A 16014-nucleotide genomic window follows, 5' to 3' on the forward strand; every position below is an offset into this window, starting at 1 on the left:
GAATGGCGATGGAACGAGGATTTACATTAATTGAATTGATGATAGTGGTTGCAATTATTGCGCTGCTTGCTGCTATTGCACTTCCAGCATATCAGGACTATACCATTAGAGCACGTGTGGTTGAGGGGATTACCTTAGCGGGTAGTGCTAAAGTTGCTGTAGCGTCAGAGGCAATTATTTCTGCTGGAGATCTTAACCGCGTCGCAACTGCATGGAATACGCAGGCTACAAATAAGGGGGCTACAAGTAAATATGTGGAAAGTGTATTAATTGATCCTCAGAGTGGGGAAATAAGTATTTTGTTTAAGGGGGATAAAGTTGGTATTGCCTCAACTGAAAATCTCTTGATTCTTAGTCCTTTTGTTCAAGTTAATGGAGCTACAACAAAACCTTTAAAAAATGCATTGGCTGCAGGAGAAAGTGGTGTAGTAGATTGGGCATGTTCGTCAAAAACGCAAGAAATGGCAAAAAAAATGGATATGCTAGGGGCAACTTTAGGTAATATACAACCTAAATTTGTTCCATCAAGTTGCCGTTAAAGTAATTCAAGAGTGGTATTCTGGTTAAGTATGAAAACAGCAAAATTTAAATTTATAGCTACACATTTAACGGTTTCTTTGTGTGTAGCGCTATTGACTATGTATGTAGTATTTTTTTGCTGGTATTTATTGCCTTTAAATAAAGCGACAGGAGTAACGCATTTATTTTTAATGATGTTAGCAATAGATATAATATTGGGTCCTTTTTTGGTTTGGTTGGTTTATAAGGAGGGGAAGAAAAGTCTTAAATTTGATCTATGTGTGATTATTCTTATACAAATTATTGCATTAAGTTATGGGGTATTTAAAATTGCTGACGGGAGACCTGTATGGATTATCTATAATGTTGATCGTTTTGAGCTGATTCGGAATAATGAAATTGTGATTGAATCAAATAATCAGATTAAATCAGATTTTAGACAGGCTTCTTGGTTTCAACCTAGATTTGCTGCTACTGAGTTTGCAAAAGATTCAAAACAGAGAAATCGAGAAATGTTTGCTGAAATCACCGCAGGTATTTCTATAGCACAGCGACCTGAGCGTTATGTTTCTTTATTTAAAGCCAAACAGCAAATTAAACAGAGAGCGCAAAATTTAGGACAACTAACGTTATTTAATGATAAGAGAAGCGTTGAAACATTATTGGGCCAATACCCCAAAGCGAATGCTTATTTACCATTAAAAGCTAATGCCTTAGATATGACTGTTTTAATCAATAAAGATACGGCTGAGATTATTAAAATTGTTGACCTGCGTCCATGGAAATAAATTGAAGCAGAAGAAAAAACCAACATTTTGAATTACACTATGCGCAGTTCTGCAACTGTAGCACCCCATGAAATTTATTCTTTCTTTACTTGCCAGTGTACTTATAGCATTGGCTTGGCTTTTACCCGTTCACTATCGTCCGTGGGTGACCTATACAGGTGAATTGTTTGCTTTTCTATCCTTGTTTGCACTCACCGCTATTTTTCTTCAGCAAAAAATAAAAGTACCAGTTTTGACACTTCCATTAGTCGCTATGGCATTTATTCCATTGCTGCAATGGGTATTGGGGCTAGAGTTTTTCTTCAGTGTGGCATTGATTGCCAGCCTTTTTGTCTTTGCTTTTTGGTTAAGTATGGTATTGGGTTATAACCTAGCTTTAACCTTAAAAGATCGAGAGCAAGTATTTACGAATTTGAGTTATGTATTGTTGGTCGTAGGTACAATCACAGGGCTGATGGCAATCTGTCAGTGGCTCACAATCGAAAATCATATTCCTGGTATTGCCAATTTGCGCAGTAATCGTCCTTATGCGAATTTTGCTCAGCCGAATAATATGGCCACTTTCCTTATTCTTTCGTTAATGGCGAGTCTGTATTTATTCGAGAAAAGTAAGCTTAAGGCTTGGATTTTAAGTCTATGCTCATTGACAATATTGATTGCGTTGGTTTTAAGCCAGTCTAGAACGTCATGGGTCGTCTGTATCTTATTTGTCGCTTATTTCTTCTATCAGCAATATAAAGGGTATTTGCGCCTCAAATGGTATGCAATGTTGACTTGGGTTGGCTTATTTATCGGGCTAATTTTAGTCATGCCAATCGTTGACCATTGGTTGGCACAAGCATCACATTTGGCAATTGCGGACTCGCCAACAGCGATTGAACGTGCAAGCTCAGGGCATTTGCGTTTGGGTATCTGGCAACAAATGTTTTATGCCATTTCAGACCGACCATGGTTTGGTTATGGTTGGAATCAGACCAGTGTCGCTCAGGTTACGGTAAGTGAATATTATCGTATTTCTGAATGGGTACGAAGCTCACATAATTTTGTGTTGGATTTCTTGGTATGGAATGGCTTGCTGATTGGTGTACCATTTCTGGGTTATTTAATTTATCTGGCATATCGCTTAATTAGTCGAGTAAGTTCCACAGAGTCGGTCGTCGGTATTCTGATGATTGTGGCGGTATTGGTGCATGCCTTATTGGAATATCCGCAGAACTATGCTTACTTCTTATTACCATTGGGTTTTATAGTAGGTTTGGTGCTGTCGCAGGAAACTCAACTTAAAGTTTGGAATTTAGCGCCCAAATATACGCAAATGATGTTTGTGGTCGGTGGCTTACTTTTGGTTTTAATTCATCGTGATTATATGGTGGCGGTGCCAAAACTGAATCAATCGATGCGTTATGAGCATACCCCTGAAAAAATTACCAATCATGACCGAATTTATGTTTTAGATGAACTGAGTCGCAGAATTGCATGGATTCGACTGAACCCGAACACGGTATTGAGTAAAGCTGAATTACAGCAAATTCATGAGATGGTGCAGTGCTATCCAACCAAATATGATTTGTTGAAATATGCCCGTGTTCTTGCTTTTAATGGGGATGAACAGGGAGCACGTCACCAATTATGGTTATTAAAAGAGTTGAAACATGTTGATGTGAGCTATGAATCTTTGTTAGAGCCAGCTCAATAAAAGACCTAAAAAAGCCAGCGATGCTGGCTTTTTTATTCATTAGAGTTGGCTTTGAATATAGTTTTCAATACCGATACTTTCGACTAAATCTAGTTGAGTGGTGAGCCAATCCCAATATTCTTCTTCTTTTTCTAGGATCTCTTGAACTAAATCACGCGTCACATAGTCTAAGGTTTGTTCAGCCAAAGTCACAGCTGTTTTAATGCTTTCAATGTTCTCTTTCACTTTACGAATATCGCAATTCAGAACTTCAGCAGTATGTTGACCGATATAAAGTTTACCGAGGTGTTGTAAATTTGGTAAGCCTTCTAAAAATAAAATCCGTTCAATGATTTTATCGGCATGTTTCATCTGACGAATCGATTCTTTATATTCGGCAGAACCCAATTGCTCAATGCCCCAGTCATTAAACATTCTTGAGTGTAGGAAATATTGGTTAATAGCAGTTAAATGATGATAGAGCACCTGATTTAACTGGTTAATCACATCGCGATTGCCTTTCATAGCATAAACTCCATCAATCAATGCTGATTTAAAATTTTAAGTTAGACTATTGCAGCCTGTTATTCTGTAAATCTTAAACAAGAAAATGCTGAAAGGCGAGTGCTTTATTGAACGGCAAATGAAAATCGCAATCAAAAACAATTGGATATTAAACTAGAAAAATAAAACCCGCTTAGAGTCAAAAGCGGGGGAGGAGGAATGATCAATCAAGACCATTTTATTTCTAAGTATTGTTAAGCTGCGACGGCAATACGTCCAGCAATTTCTGCAATTTCGTCACTGATGATGGCACGCGCTTCAGGAGCACAACGACCACAGCATGTGCCTAGATCAAGCAGTTCGCGGATTTCACGATAGCTTTCTGCACCGTTAGCAACGGCATCTTTAATATCTTGATCTGTAATACCACGACACAAACATACGTACATGACTGCGAGCCAGATAAGGTTAAATACGATAAGTAATATTATTGATAATTGTTATCGTTTGTCAATAACATTCATTTAAAAAGAGAATTATTATCATTGGGAATTTGAATAAAAAAATACCACCTGAGCGGAAATCCGAGTTCTGCTCGGATTTTGCGCAAGAGCTTTATATAATTGAGAGCTAAAGATTGAAGGTGGTGATTGAATTGGTTTTATAAATTATTGTGGAATAATCACAATACCATCCATCTCGACCAACGCTCCTTTAGGTAGACTTGCCACACCTAGCGCAGCACGTGCTGGATAAGGTTGAGCAAAATATTCACCCATAATTTGGTTGACCAGTTGGAAATTAGATAAATCAGTTAAAAAGATATTGAGTTTGGCGATGTCGGCAAGTGAACCACCTGCAGCTTCACACACGGCTTTTAAGTTATCAAAAACTCGGCGAATTTGTGCCTCAATGCCTTCTACCAATTCCATACTGTACGGATCTAAACCGATTTGCCCTGAAAGATAAAGTGTTTCACCAACGAGAATTGCTTGAGAATAAGTACCAATCGCAGCAGGGGCATTTTCAGTATGAATAACTTGGCGGGACATCGTTTTCTCCTTTTATATCTGAATACATCTTAAAGGATTGTATTCAGATACAGAAGCCCTATCGATTTAAATGATTAACTTGCTATAGAAGCTTCAGTCATATTCAGTGGTACGGCTAGGCGGGTAATGCGTGGAAAACCGTAGTGCATGCGTAAGTCACGAATGATCTGGGCTATTTGTTTGCGATTATTGACCACAATATTCACATAGGTTTTATGGTCGTAATTGCGCACCATTTCTACCCCTGTTTTGGCTTTACGGCATTGATAGATTAAATCTGAAATCTGTTCATCGTCCATCTCCATGTCAATGCAAAGATAGGCTGTAAAGCTGACATCGTCGAGGTCTTCGGAAGACCATTGCAGTGGCATGATATTTTCAGGATGTAAATGTTGCTCATGCAGCAGGTTGTGGCAACGGGCACGATGCACGATTAATCCACGACGTGAAAGATGCCCTTGAATTGGATCGCCTAGCATGGGATTACAGCAATGTGCATATTTGACATCCACACCCTCCGTACCTTGAATAAGGCGGTCAGAGTTATGATCTTCAATGGATTGATCTTGAGCAAATAAATGATTGGCAACCAGTTGTGGTAACAAGTCACCCACGGCAATTTGTTGGAATAAACGATTTTTGGAATCTAGATGACGCCATTGTAGAAGATCTAACCAATCATCTTCAGTCAGGTCATATGTTGAGCGATGGAAAAGTCTTAGGGCACGGTTGAGTGCTTGTTCACCAACCAATTGTTGTTCTTCTACATCTTGATCTCGGAGGATATTTTGAATGGCGCGTCGGGCTTTTTGGGTGTTAATAAAGCTGAGCCAATCAGGATTTGGAGTGGCGAGTACATCGGTAATAATTTCAATCACTTGTCCACTCACAAGCGGGGTAGATAAGGGCTTAGTTTCGCCATTAATCTTCGCTCCGATCGCATGGTTGCCTAAAAAAAGACTCGCTGAATAGGCAAAATCCACGGCAGTTGCGCCTTGTGGTAATTCATGTAATTGCCCGTGTGGGGTATACACCCAAATTTTTTCTTGGTGTAAATAATCTAGTAAATCGTTAAAGGTGGTTTTTGCACAACTGCTATCAATTAAAACATTTAAGTTTTGCATGGAGGCTTGAATAGCAGAACGGCAGGCTTGAGGCGCATTTTCACCCAATACAACGCCATAACGCGCAGCCTTACGCATCAATTCGGTTTGTAAGGTCAGGGAGAGAGTCGTTTTTTCACCTTTTAGGCGCAGCATGAGCGACTGGTTGCCGCCAGGCAATGGTCGTCGAATATGGTCTTGATAAGATAGAACTTGAAAATGTTCTTTTAAGGTTTCAGCGAGATTGTCACAATCGGCAATGCTTTGCAGAATAATTTCAAAGGCATGACTATGGGTCAATTCTTGCAAATCGATATCGTTTTTGACGAAGTGACGGAGTAGCTCAATATTGTTATTTTTCTTTTTAATCCGACCACTGATTTGATTTTGTTGTAAGAGTGCAGTCAGATTTTTTTCCCATAAGGCTTGGTATTCACAGCGTTTGGGCTTGGTTTTAAGCAAGGCTTCCTGAACATTATTGAACATGTCTAAATCAAGATTTTGATAGCACAAATGTTCAAGATTATCGGCCATTTCATTCATGCCCACTAAACGTGCCATTGGTACAAACACATCAAAGGTTTCTTGAGCAATGCGTGCACGTTTATCTGGACGTAAAGACTCCAGTGTGGTCATGTTATGATAGCGGTCAGCTAATTTAATAATAATGACACGTGGATCTTGTAGAGTAGCTTGTAAAATTTTTCGGAATGAAGCGGCTTTGTTGTATTCTTTATCGCTGGAATGGCTCAGTTTAGTGACACCATCGACCAGTTCTGCCACGGTCAGACCAAATTTCTCTTTAATATCTTCTTTGCTAAAATCGGTGTCTTCAATCACATCATGTAGCAATGCGGCCATCAGGGTTTCTACATCTAAGCGCATGTGTGCCAAAATACAACTGACTGCAATCGGGTGCAGGATGTATGGCTCACCACTTTTCCGCGTAATTCCATCATGCGCAATATCGGCATAATCGCAGGCCGCAAGCACTCGCTCGACTTCGCTTTCATTGAGATAAGCGTCGACAATCACTTTGAGTTGTTGTTTGGCTTGGCTGACTTCTGCGCCTGGCATATAACACCTGTACCTATACCATGAGGAATCGATTAATGGGTTCAATTTTTAATAAAAAGCAAAGTGCGAAACTTGTCAAATTTTTTATGCAAAAATCGCAAATTGGCAGTTTAAAAAAATAGCGTAATTTCAGTTAATGTTATAACTGTTCTTGAAGAAATATTAAAGTTCCAAGCATAAAAAAGCCCAGTTAAAAACTAGGCTTTTATGTAGTTTTTCTTTCTTATTGGAAAGAGAAACCATCTAAATTCAAATTGTTTGCAGAAAGTGCAAGATCAAGGCTTGAAGTTTGGTAGTCTTGCTCACGTTGTTTCAAAATATCTTTTGAAACGTGACCAATTGCAATTTCACGAAGAGCAACAACTGTTGGTTTGTCGTTGTCCCATTCTACAGTTGGTTCAATACCTTGACGTGCGAGTTGGCGCGCACGTTTGCTTGCCACTAGTACAAGCTCAAAGCGGTTGTCTACATGGTCTAAACAATCTTCAACGGTTACGCGTGCCATATGTGCTCTCGTATAAATGCTAAAATGCGGAAACAGACTGTGCAGTATAAAATGCTTTCAGTTTAGACTCAAGTTTTAATCACGATTCAACTGGAGTGATTAACTTTTGAATTAAATCTTGATGACGATTGGCTTGCTGCGTCAGAACCAAACGGTTTGCTGTAATGACAGATTCAAGATCATGCAAGGCTTTATTAAAGTCATCATTAATAATGACATAGTCGAAATTGACAAATTGTTGCATGTCTTCGACTGCACAACTTAAACGATGTTCAATCACTTCCACACTGTCCGTACCACGGTTAGATAGACGTTGACGTAAATCAAACTGGCTTGGCGGTAAAATGAAAATCTGTATTGATTCTGGGAACAATTTGCGGACTTGTTCTGCACCTTGCCAGTCAATTTCCAGTAAAACATCATGTCCTTTGGCGAGTTGCTCTTTTACAGTTGCTTGTGCAGTGCCGTAATAATTGCCAAAAACTTCTGCATACTCAATAAATCCGCCTTGATCCACTAACCTTAGAAAGTTTTCTTTTTGAGTGAAATGGTAATGTACACCATCAAGTTCACCAGGACGCTGCCCACGAGTGGTATGAGATACAGAAACATGTAAATTACTTACACGCTCAAGTAGGGCTTTTACGAGAGATGTTTTGCCAGTTCCTGACGCAGCAGAAACGACAAACAAGAGACCCGACATGATATTTTTCCTGATATGATAAAATATCCTCTCTATTTTAGAGTAGATATGTTGCAAACTAAATAGCTAGTCGAATTTTAGTTTGCATAAATTTAGTTTCGCATGACGTGCATTTAAGTGAGCAATGAGGGTCTTATGGAAATTGTATTGGCTAATCCGCGTGGTTTTTGTGCAGGGGTCGATCGAGCCATTGCGATTGTAAATCGTGCACTTGAGTGTTTTCAGCCACCAATTTATGTACGCCATGAAGTGGTACACAACAAATTTGTGGTGGATGATTTACGTCAGCGTGGCGCGATTTTTGTCGATGAGTTAGATGAAGTACCTGATGACAATATCGTGATTTTTAGCGCGCATGGTGTATCTAAAGCGGTACAGCAAGAAGCAGAGCGTCGCGGTTTAAAAGTTTTTGATGCAACGTGTCCTTTGGTCACCAAAGTACATATTGAAGTCACTAAATATGCCCGTGAAGGGGTAGAAGCCATTTTGATTGGTCATGAAGGTCATCCTGAAGTGGAAGGCACGATGGGACAATATGACAAGAAAAATGGTGGTGATATTTATCTGGTTGAAGATGAAGAAGACGTCGCTCAGTTGGATGTGCGTCATCCTGATAAAGTGGCTTTTGTAACACAAACGACGTTGTCGATTGATGACACCGCTAAAGTGATTGATGCACTGCGTAAAAAATTTCCGAAGATTCAGGGTCCTCGTAAAGATGATATTTGTTATGCCACGCAAAACCGCCAAGATGCTGTGCGTGATTTGGCTGAGCAATGCGATGTGGTCTTGGTCGTCGGGTCTCCAAACTCATCAAATTCGAACCGTTTACGCGAACTGGCTGAGCGTATGGGTAAAGCGGCTTATTTGGTCGATAATGCGGAACAGCTGCAGCAAGATTGGTTTGATACGAATACTAAAATTGGTGTGACGGCTGGTGCCTCTGCGCCTGAAATTCTGATTAAACAAGTCATTCAGCGTCTGCAAGATTGGGGTGCGAAAGTTCCTGAAGAGCTTGCGGGGCGTGAAGAAAACATTACGTTTAGTTTGCCGAAAGAGTTACGTATTCCTGTAACACAGGCTTAAAGTGTTGCAGACTTAACATTATATTTTTATTAAAGATTTGACAGATGGTTGCTTTTTGGCAATCATCTGTTTTTTTATGCCATTTATCCTTTTGTGTGTTCGTTTTGTAAAAAAAAGAAATATGATTTTAAATAGGGTAAAGAGAAATTGCCTTGGGGAGGGCGTATGCGAACAAATCGAGGGTTCACCTTAATAGAGCTCATGGTGACAATTGCTGTGTTGGCAATTATTGCCATGATGGCGGCACCTTCTTTTGGGGACATGATGACTGAGCAAAATCTTAATAAAAGTACTCGAGATTTAACCATATCATTAAATGAAGCGCGTTCTCAGGCTGTTACAACGCGTTCACTTGTACAAGTTTATTTTGCTGATGATGTATCTGATAAATATGAAGAAGATATTTTCAAGGCATTACCTTCTGATGCTGATGTAGATAAAGTAAAAGATAAATTGTCCCAAAGAACAGCTTTTATATGGATTCCTTCAGGGAGTGCACAATTGAAGTCAGGCTCTCCTCGCTCTATTACGTTTGATATCACGGGTGTTGTGTCAGGAGCAAATGCCGATACTAAATTTGAAATTTGTGAAAAATCAGGTGGCAAAAAATCAAGAATCATTAGCATTTCAAGAATGGGTACAATTCAACAAATAATAGAGGGGATTTGCTAATGAACTTGGCTATTAATCAAAAAGGTTTCGGTCTAGTCGAGATTCTGGTGGCTCTTCTAATTCTTGCTATTGGTATTCTGGGCTTTGTTGGATTGCAGTATCGTGCAGTTGAGGCAACATCAGAAGCTGGTTCTAGAATTCAGGCAATTAATATTGCGCGAGATTTGTCGGACAGAATTCGAGTAAATCGTTCAGTATTCAATGTTTATCAATCTCAAATAGAAACACCATCCAATCAAAAAACTTATGAAACAAATTGTTTTACATCTAATTGTTCTGAAACAGATTTGGCTGATTTTGATGTTGCTCAGGTTGTAAATAAAGCAGCTTCTTTGGGAATGACAATGAATATTATGGATTGTCAGGATAATAATAATGGTCGTAGTTGTATTTATGTGGCTTGGGGGGATTCAAGTGCTACTAATGGTACAGGCACAGGGGATTGTACTAATGGGACGGCATATAATCCAAATTCAACCTGTGTGATTATGGAGGCATATTAAAATGATAAGACAATCTGGTTTTACCCTGATTGAACTTGTGCTTTCATTGGCATTGGGTTTAATTATTACTGCTGCTGCAATCTTATTATTTCTTACGAGTCAAAGAAGTTTATCCTTGCAACAAGGATTATCTGATGTTCAGGATAATGCCAATTTTGGGTTGAATTATTTGACGAAAGATATTCGGTTGGCAAACTTAAATAATCCTAAATCAATTTTAAATGACGAGACTGCTTACGGTGGAGTAGTTTTAACATCCTCCATTAATGCAACGAAAGACACACAAACAACTCCTCCAACACCATTAAGTAATTTAGTGCATACAATTATTGGTACAACAGCAAATGTCAATTTGGTTTCTAGAAGTAGCGGAATGACAGTTGGCACAGTGCCAGCATGGTCTGGTGTATCGAATGTTCAAGTGAATGGCAGTGATATTTCAAGTGACCAACTGGTTATTCAGTACGTTCCTCAATATTTGACAGATGATAAAGGAACGGCTTCAACAAGTGATGATGTGTTGGTGGGGGGGTATGATTGTGAAGGGAATAAATTAGAATTTCCTGTGAATGACCCTTTGGATGGTAAGCCATTTGGTCCTCAAGTTGTTGTCCAGCGATATTTCTTACGAGCAGATGATAATAATGTGAAAACTGAACCTAATCAGCCATTGGCACTTGCATGTGATGCTGGGCATTACGCCACAACGGGTGATCCTACTGTAGTAACACGTTATGGTGATGCTGGTGAAATTGTAATGAAGCGGGTGGATTATTTTCGCGTACTTTTAGGTGTTCAAAATGACAACCAGCGAAGATATATTTCTGTAAATGATTATATGACACTTGCAACCCCGAGACCGAGAATAGTGTCTCTTCAACTGGGATTATTAACACGTTCAGCTCAAAATGTGGGTAATGATACAGTTACTAAAGATGATCAAGAGTTTGTGGTACTTGATCAAACTGTAAAAGTTAAAAAACCATCGGTTGCTACAACTAAATATGTTCGCCAAGTTGTTTCACAAACAGTTGCTCTAAGAAACTCAGTAGGGGAGCGCGGAGAATGAAAAAGTTTCAATCTGGTGCAGCGCTTATAGTTGTACTTATATTTCTGGTCGTGATTACGGTAATCGGAACAATTGCTATTCGACAGAGTCTTGTTGGATTAAGTGTGGCGACGAATGGGCAAGTTCAACAGCTTCTATCTCAAAACTCAGATTCAGCTTTTTTTAGCACAGAAGACACTAAAAATTTAATTCAGAGTTTAAGTGGTAGCGGGATGTTCGGCTATGTAAGCAATGCCAATGATAAAAACAAGGAGTTGGTATTTTGTTATCGAGGTGATCAGGCTGATTTCTTTGATATTGCAAGAGCCAATATTATGCAATGGGAATCGGGAAAAGCAAAACCAACAAATGATTTGTTTGGTATTGATGGATATTGTGATGCTAGTCAGTCAAGTACAAACTGGTTTACCAGCGGGCGCCGAGCTGTTATGACACAGGTTTCTGTTAAGTTTTCAACAGTAGAAGAGCTAGACCCATTTTATGATCGTACACGTGCGACTGATACCAAAACAGGGCAAGTTGAAGAGACCAAGCGAGTGAAGGTATTTGCTGTTTCTCTTATGCCAAGCTTGAGTAGTGCTTCCTCCACTGACATAAATACTTGTTTAAATAGCCATATGAATGAGGTCACGGTTCCTAGTGATACGACAAAACCATCTATTTCTTCTGGGACTGCTGTGAAAGACAATCCTTTAATGAGTGTTACAGAGTGTTTAACTAGTTTAAGCGTTCCTTTCACAACGCAGGTGAGTGAATACACCATTGCGCAGAACTTTACATAATGGGAGTAAGGAAAATGACTAGATTAAATAATAAAATAATGCTCCAAAAGTATTGTAAAAAAGTATTGGCAACCAGTCTTTCTGCACTATGTAGTGGCTTAGTAATTAGCAGCAGTGTACAGGCAAGTGATATTGATATTTATCAACAGGCGAAGTCGGGGACGATTAGCTTAATGATGATGCTAGATATTTCGGGCAGTATGGGTTATCCGCAATTAGTGGGAAGTCGTAGTGCATGTGATGTACCTTCAGGTGCTACCATTGAGAGTAATGGTTCTGATACCTCGACTAATGGTACGCCAACGTATAAGCGCTCTTATTGTAATGTTATAGAGACAAAGACATATAGATATCGAAGTTACCGCAGCAATAAAACTACGTATTATCAATCATGTACAAATGCTGCGACAAGTATATCAGCTTGTTCATGGGGGAATGCAACAACGTCAACACCGTCTTTGAGTGGGTTGAATAATGAATCCTCGAGTTCTTATACTTATTATTATGAGGGGATGACTCGTAAGTATTATGATCGTATTACGCGTTTAAAAGATGGGATGTTCGATCTTTTGTATGGAAATACGACTAAAGGTATTACTCGAATTGATGATGATAAAGTCATTGGATTAAGCACATTTTCAAGACCCACAAGTTTTAACAGTAGTGGTGAACCTACAGCAGCGGATAATGTGAGTGGACAAGTCCGAATTCCAGCAAGACGATTAGATGCTGTTGTTAACGGGGTAACTCAGCGACAAATATTGCTTAATGAAATTGCAAAATTAGGTGCTAGAGGAGGAACACCTACTGCGGATGCTTACGCGGACACGGCTGCATATTTATTTGGCACGACCACTGGGGGAACTGAAAAAGGAATTATCGGATATACGACAACAACATATCCTAATCGTTTCTATTCATGCGTTACACCAACACTAACTGGTGGATGTAATGGTTATTCTTCAAGTTATACGACAACAATTCCTGCTTATGATACGCTCACACTAAATAACGGTTACTATTATTATTATAAAAACAATATTGCGAGTTCAGCTTCGAGTGGATTCTATTATTCCTATGATGAAACCAAGAATGCAGCAAAAACATTGTATGCAAAACCTGCATCTTTAACTCAGGCTGACGATATTAAAAAATGTAGTGGACAGGGAATTTATGTCTTAACAGATGGTCAGCCAAATAATAATGATTCTGCAAAACTTCTAATGCAGACAGCTTTAACTTCAACATATAGCTCAACTCTAAGTTGCACAGACTCTGACTCAGGTTGGGAGTGTATGCATAATTTTGTCCAAAATCTTTTAACGCCGACTAAGAATCCACTAGGTTTAAAAATTAAAACTGCAGTGGTCGGTTTTGGGCAAGATTTTAATGGTGTGGCATCTTATGATAAGAATAAAACACAAGAGGAGAATATTGCTGCTTTAGGGACAATTGATACTGATGTAAAAAAAGCAGCTTATTGGGGTATTATTGGTGAAGGTGGCTGGTATTCAGGCAGTGAATCTGAAGATGTTGTGAACAGCGTTAATGATTTTATTAGTAGTTTGGGAAGTACGATCCCTGCTGTAACTACAGGCTCTCCTACTGTACCTAAAGATAGTCTGAATCCATCTGTTTTACAGCAAGTGGCTTATTATCCGCAATTTCAACCGACACCAGACAAAACCTATCAATTATGGGCAGGTAATCTAAAAAAATATAACGTAGTTGCTGGGGTGCTGAAAGACAAGGGTGGAAGTAGCATTGTTGATAGTGATGGACGTCTTGTTGATAATTATGATTTATGGGCACCAGCAGTTGATGCAGCTGTTAAAGATTCCGATGAATCTATTTATGGTAGTACTAAATATGCCTTGATGGGCGGTATGAAATCTCAACTTAAATTGCGTACAGATGCAAATACTGAAAACCGTAAGTTATTAACCAATCGTGTAGCGGAAGGCACAGGAGCTTCTGCTGTATTTGTGAATAGTACTAGCCTTCGTCAGGTTAAAATAAGCGATTTAACGGATAGTACTTATCAGAATGATGCAAACAGAGGTTATTTAATTAGTTTACTGGGTTATGGGATTGATGCTACTAATCCGAGTGCAATTAATTTAGCAACCGCCCCTGAACTTCGTCAAGTTGGGGCAGTCATGCACTCATCTCCTATATTATTAACAAATAAAGGTAAGATTACCTATACCGACAATGTTTTAGGTTCCATAAATCGTGAAGACTACGTTTTATTTGGAACAACGCAAGGGCTTTTACATGTTGTTGATGCTGTGACAGGTAAGGAGAAATTTGCATTTGTACCAAATGAAATGGTTGAAAATCAAAAACAAGCATTCTTGAAATACGACAGTACGAGTGGTGGGTTAAGTAAATTATTTTATGGTGTAGATGCACCATGGGCCACTTATACAGAATATGTAGTAGATGCCAATGGTAATTTAACCGTTGGCACCGGACGTAACTCTCAGAAAGGTAAACAAATTGCCTATGGCGGTTTACGTATGGGGGGAAGAAGCTATTACGCTTTAGATTTAGCAAATATAAATGATCCTAAATTGCTTTTCCAAATTTCGCCATCCGACCAAAAAGTGTATTACAACGGTAGCAGTAAAACTTTTTCTCAACTTCAATACATGGGACAGAGTTGGTCTAAACCTGCAATCGCGTGGGTAAAATGGGGTAAAAGCCGAAAACGGGTGATGTTTGTTGGTGGTGGTTATGATGCCGGTGGTGATGATGGTGATGCACATACCAATGGCGTTAAGGGGGCATATGCGGGTTATGAAAGTGATACTTATAATCAAACCAATGCTAAAGGCGGTGGCGTTTATATGTTCGATGCGGATAATGGGGATTTACTCTGGTGGGCGAGCAAGAATGCAACAACGAGTTCAGCAACAACAAATACTGGTGTGATTGGTTTAAATGACGATAATTTGAAATACAGTGTGACCAGTGAAATTCGTACTGAAGACCGAAATAGTGATGGTTTGGTTGATCACTTATACTTTGGTGATTTAGGTGGGCAATTATTCCGTATTGATTTAGATAATAGTGCAGCGACTTTAGGTGCATTTGCGAAAACACCACACCGCTTACTGAATCTTAATGCTAGTGAGAAAAGCCCAAGATTCTATGAAATGCCAGGTTTTTCAATTTATGATTATGCTGGAAAAGCCTTTGCCGTAATCTCTATAGGAACGGGTAACCGAAGTCTGCCTTTAAAAGACTATACAGTTGGTACAACAGGTTATGATTATGATGCGGTCTATAATATTTACGATAAAGACGTAACACGTAAAGACTTATATACCACTACAACCTTTACTAAAACTTTAGTCAAAGCAGACTTGGGTGAAATCACACAAGACAATCGGAATGATGACACGACCTTAGTTGCACCATATACAGCTTATGGTTGGTTCTACCGTTTTAAATCTTCAGGCTCTGCTGCCAAACTACAAAGTGCCAAGGTGTTAGCGACTCCTATTGTTTTAAATTCTCGGATGTTTGTGTCTACTTTTGATGGTAGTAAACCGGGTTTATCTGGTGATTGTGGAGCTGGGGTTAAAGGTGAAAGCTTCCTACAACAATTCTGTATGCCATATGGGCAGTGTGCGAAAGCAATAGCAATTGAATGTACATCTGCTGATGGTTGCTCGGAGGGTCCAGGGATTCAAACACCCGCTGTTGTAGATGAGGAATGTAATCCTGCTATAGAAGATTGTACGAAATGTGATCCATCTGTGGAGAAGTGTGATCCAGATCCAAATTGTGATCCATCCGTGGAAAATTGTGGTGGCGGTGGAGTCACGAATAATTTGAATTACTGTATTTCTACGGGGAACCGTGGTGTGACTAAAATAGGCGGTATTATTAGCGCTGGCAGCAGTAAAATTTGTTTGGTGCCACAGCGTTGGTATGAGCTTTCTGGGCTTAAGCAATAGGGGGGGCT

At 39.3% G+C, this 16014-nt stretch carries 15 protein-coding genes; 9 read left to right on the forward strand and 6 right to left on the reverse strand.

The genetic code is table 11. The features are described 5' to 3' along the window. Positions 1–2: 2 nt before the first annotated feature. The 3 genes from M5E07_RS01280 (at position 3) to M5E07_RS01290 (ending at position 3003) form a co-directional block, all read left to right on the forward strand. A complete protein-coding gene (locus tag M5E07_RS01280; protein ID WP_252221253.1) occupies positions 3–539 on the forward strand; it encodes a pilin in 537 nt (178 codons plus the stop codon). 30 nt (positions 540–569) lie between these two features. Continuing rightward, entirely contained in the window at positions 570–1307 is a 738-nt protein-coding gene (gene tfpZ / locus M5E07_RS01285) for a TfpX/TfpZ family type IV pilin accessory protein (RefSeq protein ID WP_252221255.1), read from the forward strand. Positions 1308–1374: 67 nt separating this feature from the next. After that, positions 1375–3003 carry a PglL family O-oligosaccharyltransferase gene (locus M5E07_RS01290; RefSeq protein WP_252221257.1) on the forward strand — a complete coding sequence of 543 codons (1629 nt, stop codon included), beginning with the start codon at positions 1375–1377 and terminating at the stop codon, positions 3001–3003. Between the two features lie 39 nt (positions 3004–3042). On the opposite strand, the gene bfr is transcribed toward M5E07_RS01290, so the two are convergent. From bfr to gmk, 6 genes are all read right to left on the reverse strand, one after another. Beyond that, positions 3043–3507, reverse strand: a complete 465-nt coding sequence (bfr, locus tag M5E07_RS01295; RefSeq protein ID WP_252221259.1) for a heteropolymeric bacterioferritin subunit Bfr — start codon at positions 3505–3507, stop codon at positions 3043–3045. A gap of 233 nt (positions 3508–3740) precedes the next feature. After that, positions 3741–3935 carry a bacterioferritin-associated ferredoxin gene (locus M5E07_RS01300; protein WP_116760990.1) on the reverse strand — a complete coding sequence of 65 codons (195 nt, stop codon included), beginning with the start codon at positions 3933–3935 and terminating at the stop codon, positions 3741–3743. Between the two features lie 219 nt (positions 3936–4154). Next, positions 4155–4538, reverse strand: a complete 384-nt coding sequence (locus M5E07_RS01305; RefSeq protein WP_044739681.1) for a RidA family protein — start codon at positions 4536–4538, stop codon at positions 4155–4157. Positions 4539–4612: 74 nt separating this feature from the next. Continuing rightward, positions 4613–6718: a RelA/SpoT family protein gene (locus M5E07_RS01310; RefSeq protein WP_252221261.1), complete on the reverse strand. Its 2106-nt coding sequence runs from the start codon at positions 6716–6718 to the stop codon at positions 4613–4615. Between the two features lie 223 nt (positions 6719–6941). Next, entirely contained in the window at positions 6942–7223 is a 282-nt protein-coding gene (gene rpoZ / locus M5E07_RS01315; protein WP_004978050.1) for a DNA-directed RNA polymerase subunit omega, read from the reverse strand. 79 nt (positions 7224–7302) lie between these two features. Further along, on the reverse strand, positions 7303–7926 hold the full coding sequence (gmk, locus tag M5E07_RS01320) for a guanylate kinase (protein ID WP_116760994.1): 624 nt from the start codon (positions 7924–7926) through the stop codon (positions 7303–7305). A 135-nt stretch (positions 7927–8061) separates the two neighbouring features. Between gmk and ispH the strand changes: the two genes are divergently transcribed. From ispH to M5E07_RS01350, 6 genes are all read left to right on the forward strand, one after another. After that, on the forward strand, positions 8062–9012 hold the full coding sequence (gene ispH / locus M5E07_RS01325) for a 4-hydroxy-3-methylbut-2-enyl diphosphate reductase (protein WP_252221264.1): 951 nt from the start codon (positions 8062–8064) through the stop codon (positions 9010–9012). A 165-nt stretch (positions 9013–9177) separates the two neighbouring features. Continuing rightward, on the forward strand, positions 9178–9684 hold the full coding sequence (locus M5E07_RS01330; RefSeq protein WP_252221266.1) for a GspH/FimT family pseudopilin: 507 nt from the start codon (positions 9178–9180) through the stop codon (positions 9682–9684). Then, positions 9684–10187: a type IV pilus modification protein PilV gene (gene pilV / locus M5E07_RS01335; RefSeq protein ID WP_252221268.1), complete on the forward strand. Its 504-nt coding sequence runs from the start codon at positions 9684–9686 to the stop codon at positions 10185–10187. The genes M5E07_RS01330 and pilV overlap by 1 nt, the downstream gene beginning before the upstream one ends. Position 10188: 1 nt before the next feature. Beyond that, a complete protein-coding gene (locus M5E07_RS01340) occupies positions 10189–11256 on the forward strand; it encodes a PilW family protein (protein WP_252221270.1) in 1068 nt (355 codons plus the stop codon). Beyond that, positions 11253–12038, forward strand: a complete 786-nt coding sequence (locus M5E07_RS01345; RefSeq protein ID WP_252221272.1) for a pilus assembly PilX family protein — start codon at positions 11253–11255, stop codon at positions 12036–12038. The genes M5E07_RS01340 and M5E07_RS01345 overlap by 4 nt, the downstream gene beginning before the upstream one ends. A 14-nt stretch (positions 12039–12052) precedes the next feature. Then, positions 12053–16006 carry a pilus assembly protein gene (locus M5E07_RS01350; RefSeq protein WP_252221274.1) on the forward strand — a complete coding sequence of 1318 codons (3954 nt, stop codon included), beginning with the start codon at positions 12053–12055 and terminating at the stop codon, positions 16004–16006. Positions 16007–16014: the final 8 nt, after the last annotated feature.

It is taken from the genome of Acinetobacter tibetensis (assembly GCF_023824315.1).
GTDB lineage: Bacteria > Pseudomonadota > Gammaproteobacteria > Pseudomonadales > Moraxellaceae > Acinetobacter > Acinetobacter tibetensis.

What these genes read in the sequence shown, in the direction of transcription:
- M5E07_RS01280 (WP_252221253.1), top strand. Translation starts at nt 3, where the DNA reads ATGGCGATGGAACGAGGATTTACATTAATTGAATTGATGATAGTGGTT.
- pilV (WP_252221268.1), top strand. Translation starts at nt 9,684, where the DNA reads ATGAACTTGGCTATTAATCAAAAAGGTTTCGGTCTAGTCGAGATTCTG.
- M5E07_RS01305 (WP_044739681.1), bottom strand. Translation starts at nt 4,538, where the DNA reads ATGTCCCGCCAAGTTATTCATACTGAAAATGCCCCTGCTGCGATTGGT.
- gmk (WP_116760994.1), bottom strand. Translation starts at nt 7,926, where the DNA reads ATGTCGGGTCTCTTGTTTGTCGTTTCTGCTGCGTCAGGAACTGGCAAA.
- bfr (WP_252221259.1), bottom strand. Translation starts at nt 3,507, where the DNA reads ATGAAAGGCAATCGCGATGTGATTAACCAGTTAAATCAGGTGCTCTAT.
- ispH (WP_252221264.1), top strand. Translation starts at nt 8,062, where the DNA reads ATGGAAATTGTATTGGCTAATCCGCGTGGTTTTTGTGCAGGGGTCGAT.
- M5E07_RS01350 (WP_252221274.1), top strand. Translation starts at nt 12,053, where the DNA reads ATGACTAGATTAAATAATAAAATAATGCTCCAAAAGTATTGTAAAAAA.
- M5E07_RS01290 (WP_252221257.1), top strand. Translation starts at nt 1,375, where the DNA reads ATGAAATTTATTCTTTCTTTACTTGCCAGTGTACTTATAGCATTGGCT.
- M5E07_RS01330 (WP_252221266.1), top strand. Translation starts at nt 9,178, where the DNA reads ATGCGAACAAATCGAGGGTTCACCTTAATAGAGCTCATGGTGACAATT.
- M5E07_RS01310 (WP_252221261.1), bottom strand. Translation starts at nt 6,718, where the DNA reads ATGCCAGGCGCAGAAGTCAGCCAAGCCAAACAACAACTCAAAGTGATT.
- tfpZ (WP_252221255.1), top strand. Translation starts at nt 570, where the DNA reads ATGAAAACAGCAAAATTTAAATTTATAGCTACACATTTAACGGTTTCT.
- M5E07_RS01340 (WP_252221270.1), top strand. Translation starts at nt 10,189, where the DNA reads ATGATAAGACAATCTGGTTTTACCCTGATTGAACTTGTGCTTTCATTG.
- M5E07_RS01345 (WP_252221272.1), top strand. Translation starts at nt 11,253, where the DNA reads ATGAAAAAGTTTCAATCTGGTGCAGCGCTTATAGTTGTACTTATATTT.
- rpoZ (WP_004978050.1), bottom strand. Translation starts at nt 7,223, where the DNA reads ATGGCACGCGTAACCGTTGAAGATTGTTTAGACCATGTAGACAACCGC.
- M5E07_RS01300 (WP_116760990.1), bottom strand. Translation starts at nt 3,935, where the DNA reads ATGTACGTATGTTTGTGTCGTGGTATTACAGATCAAGATATTAAAGAT.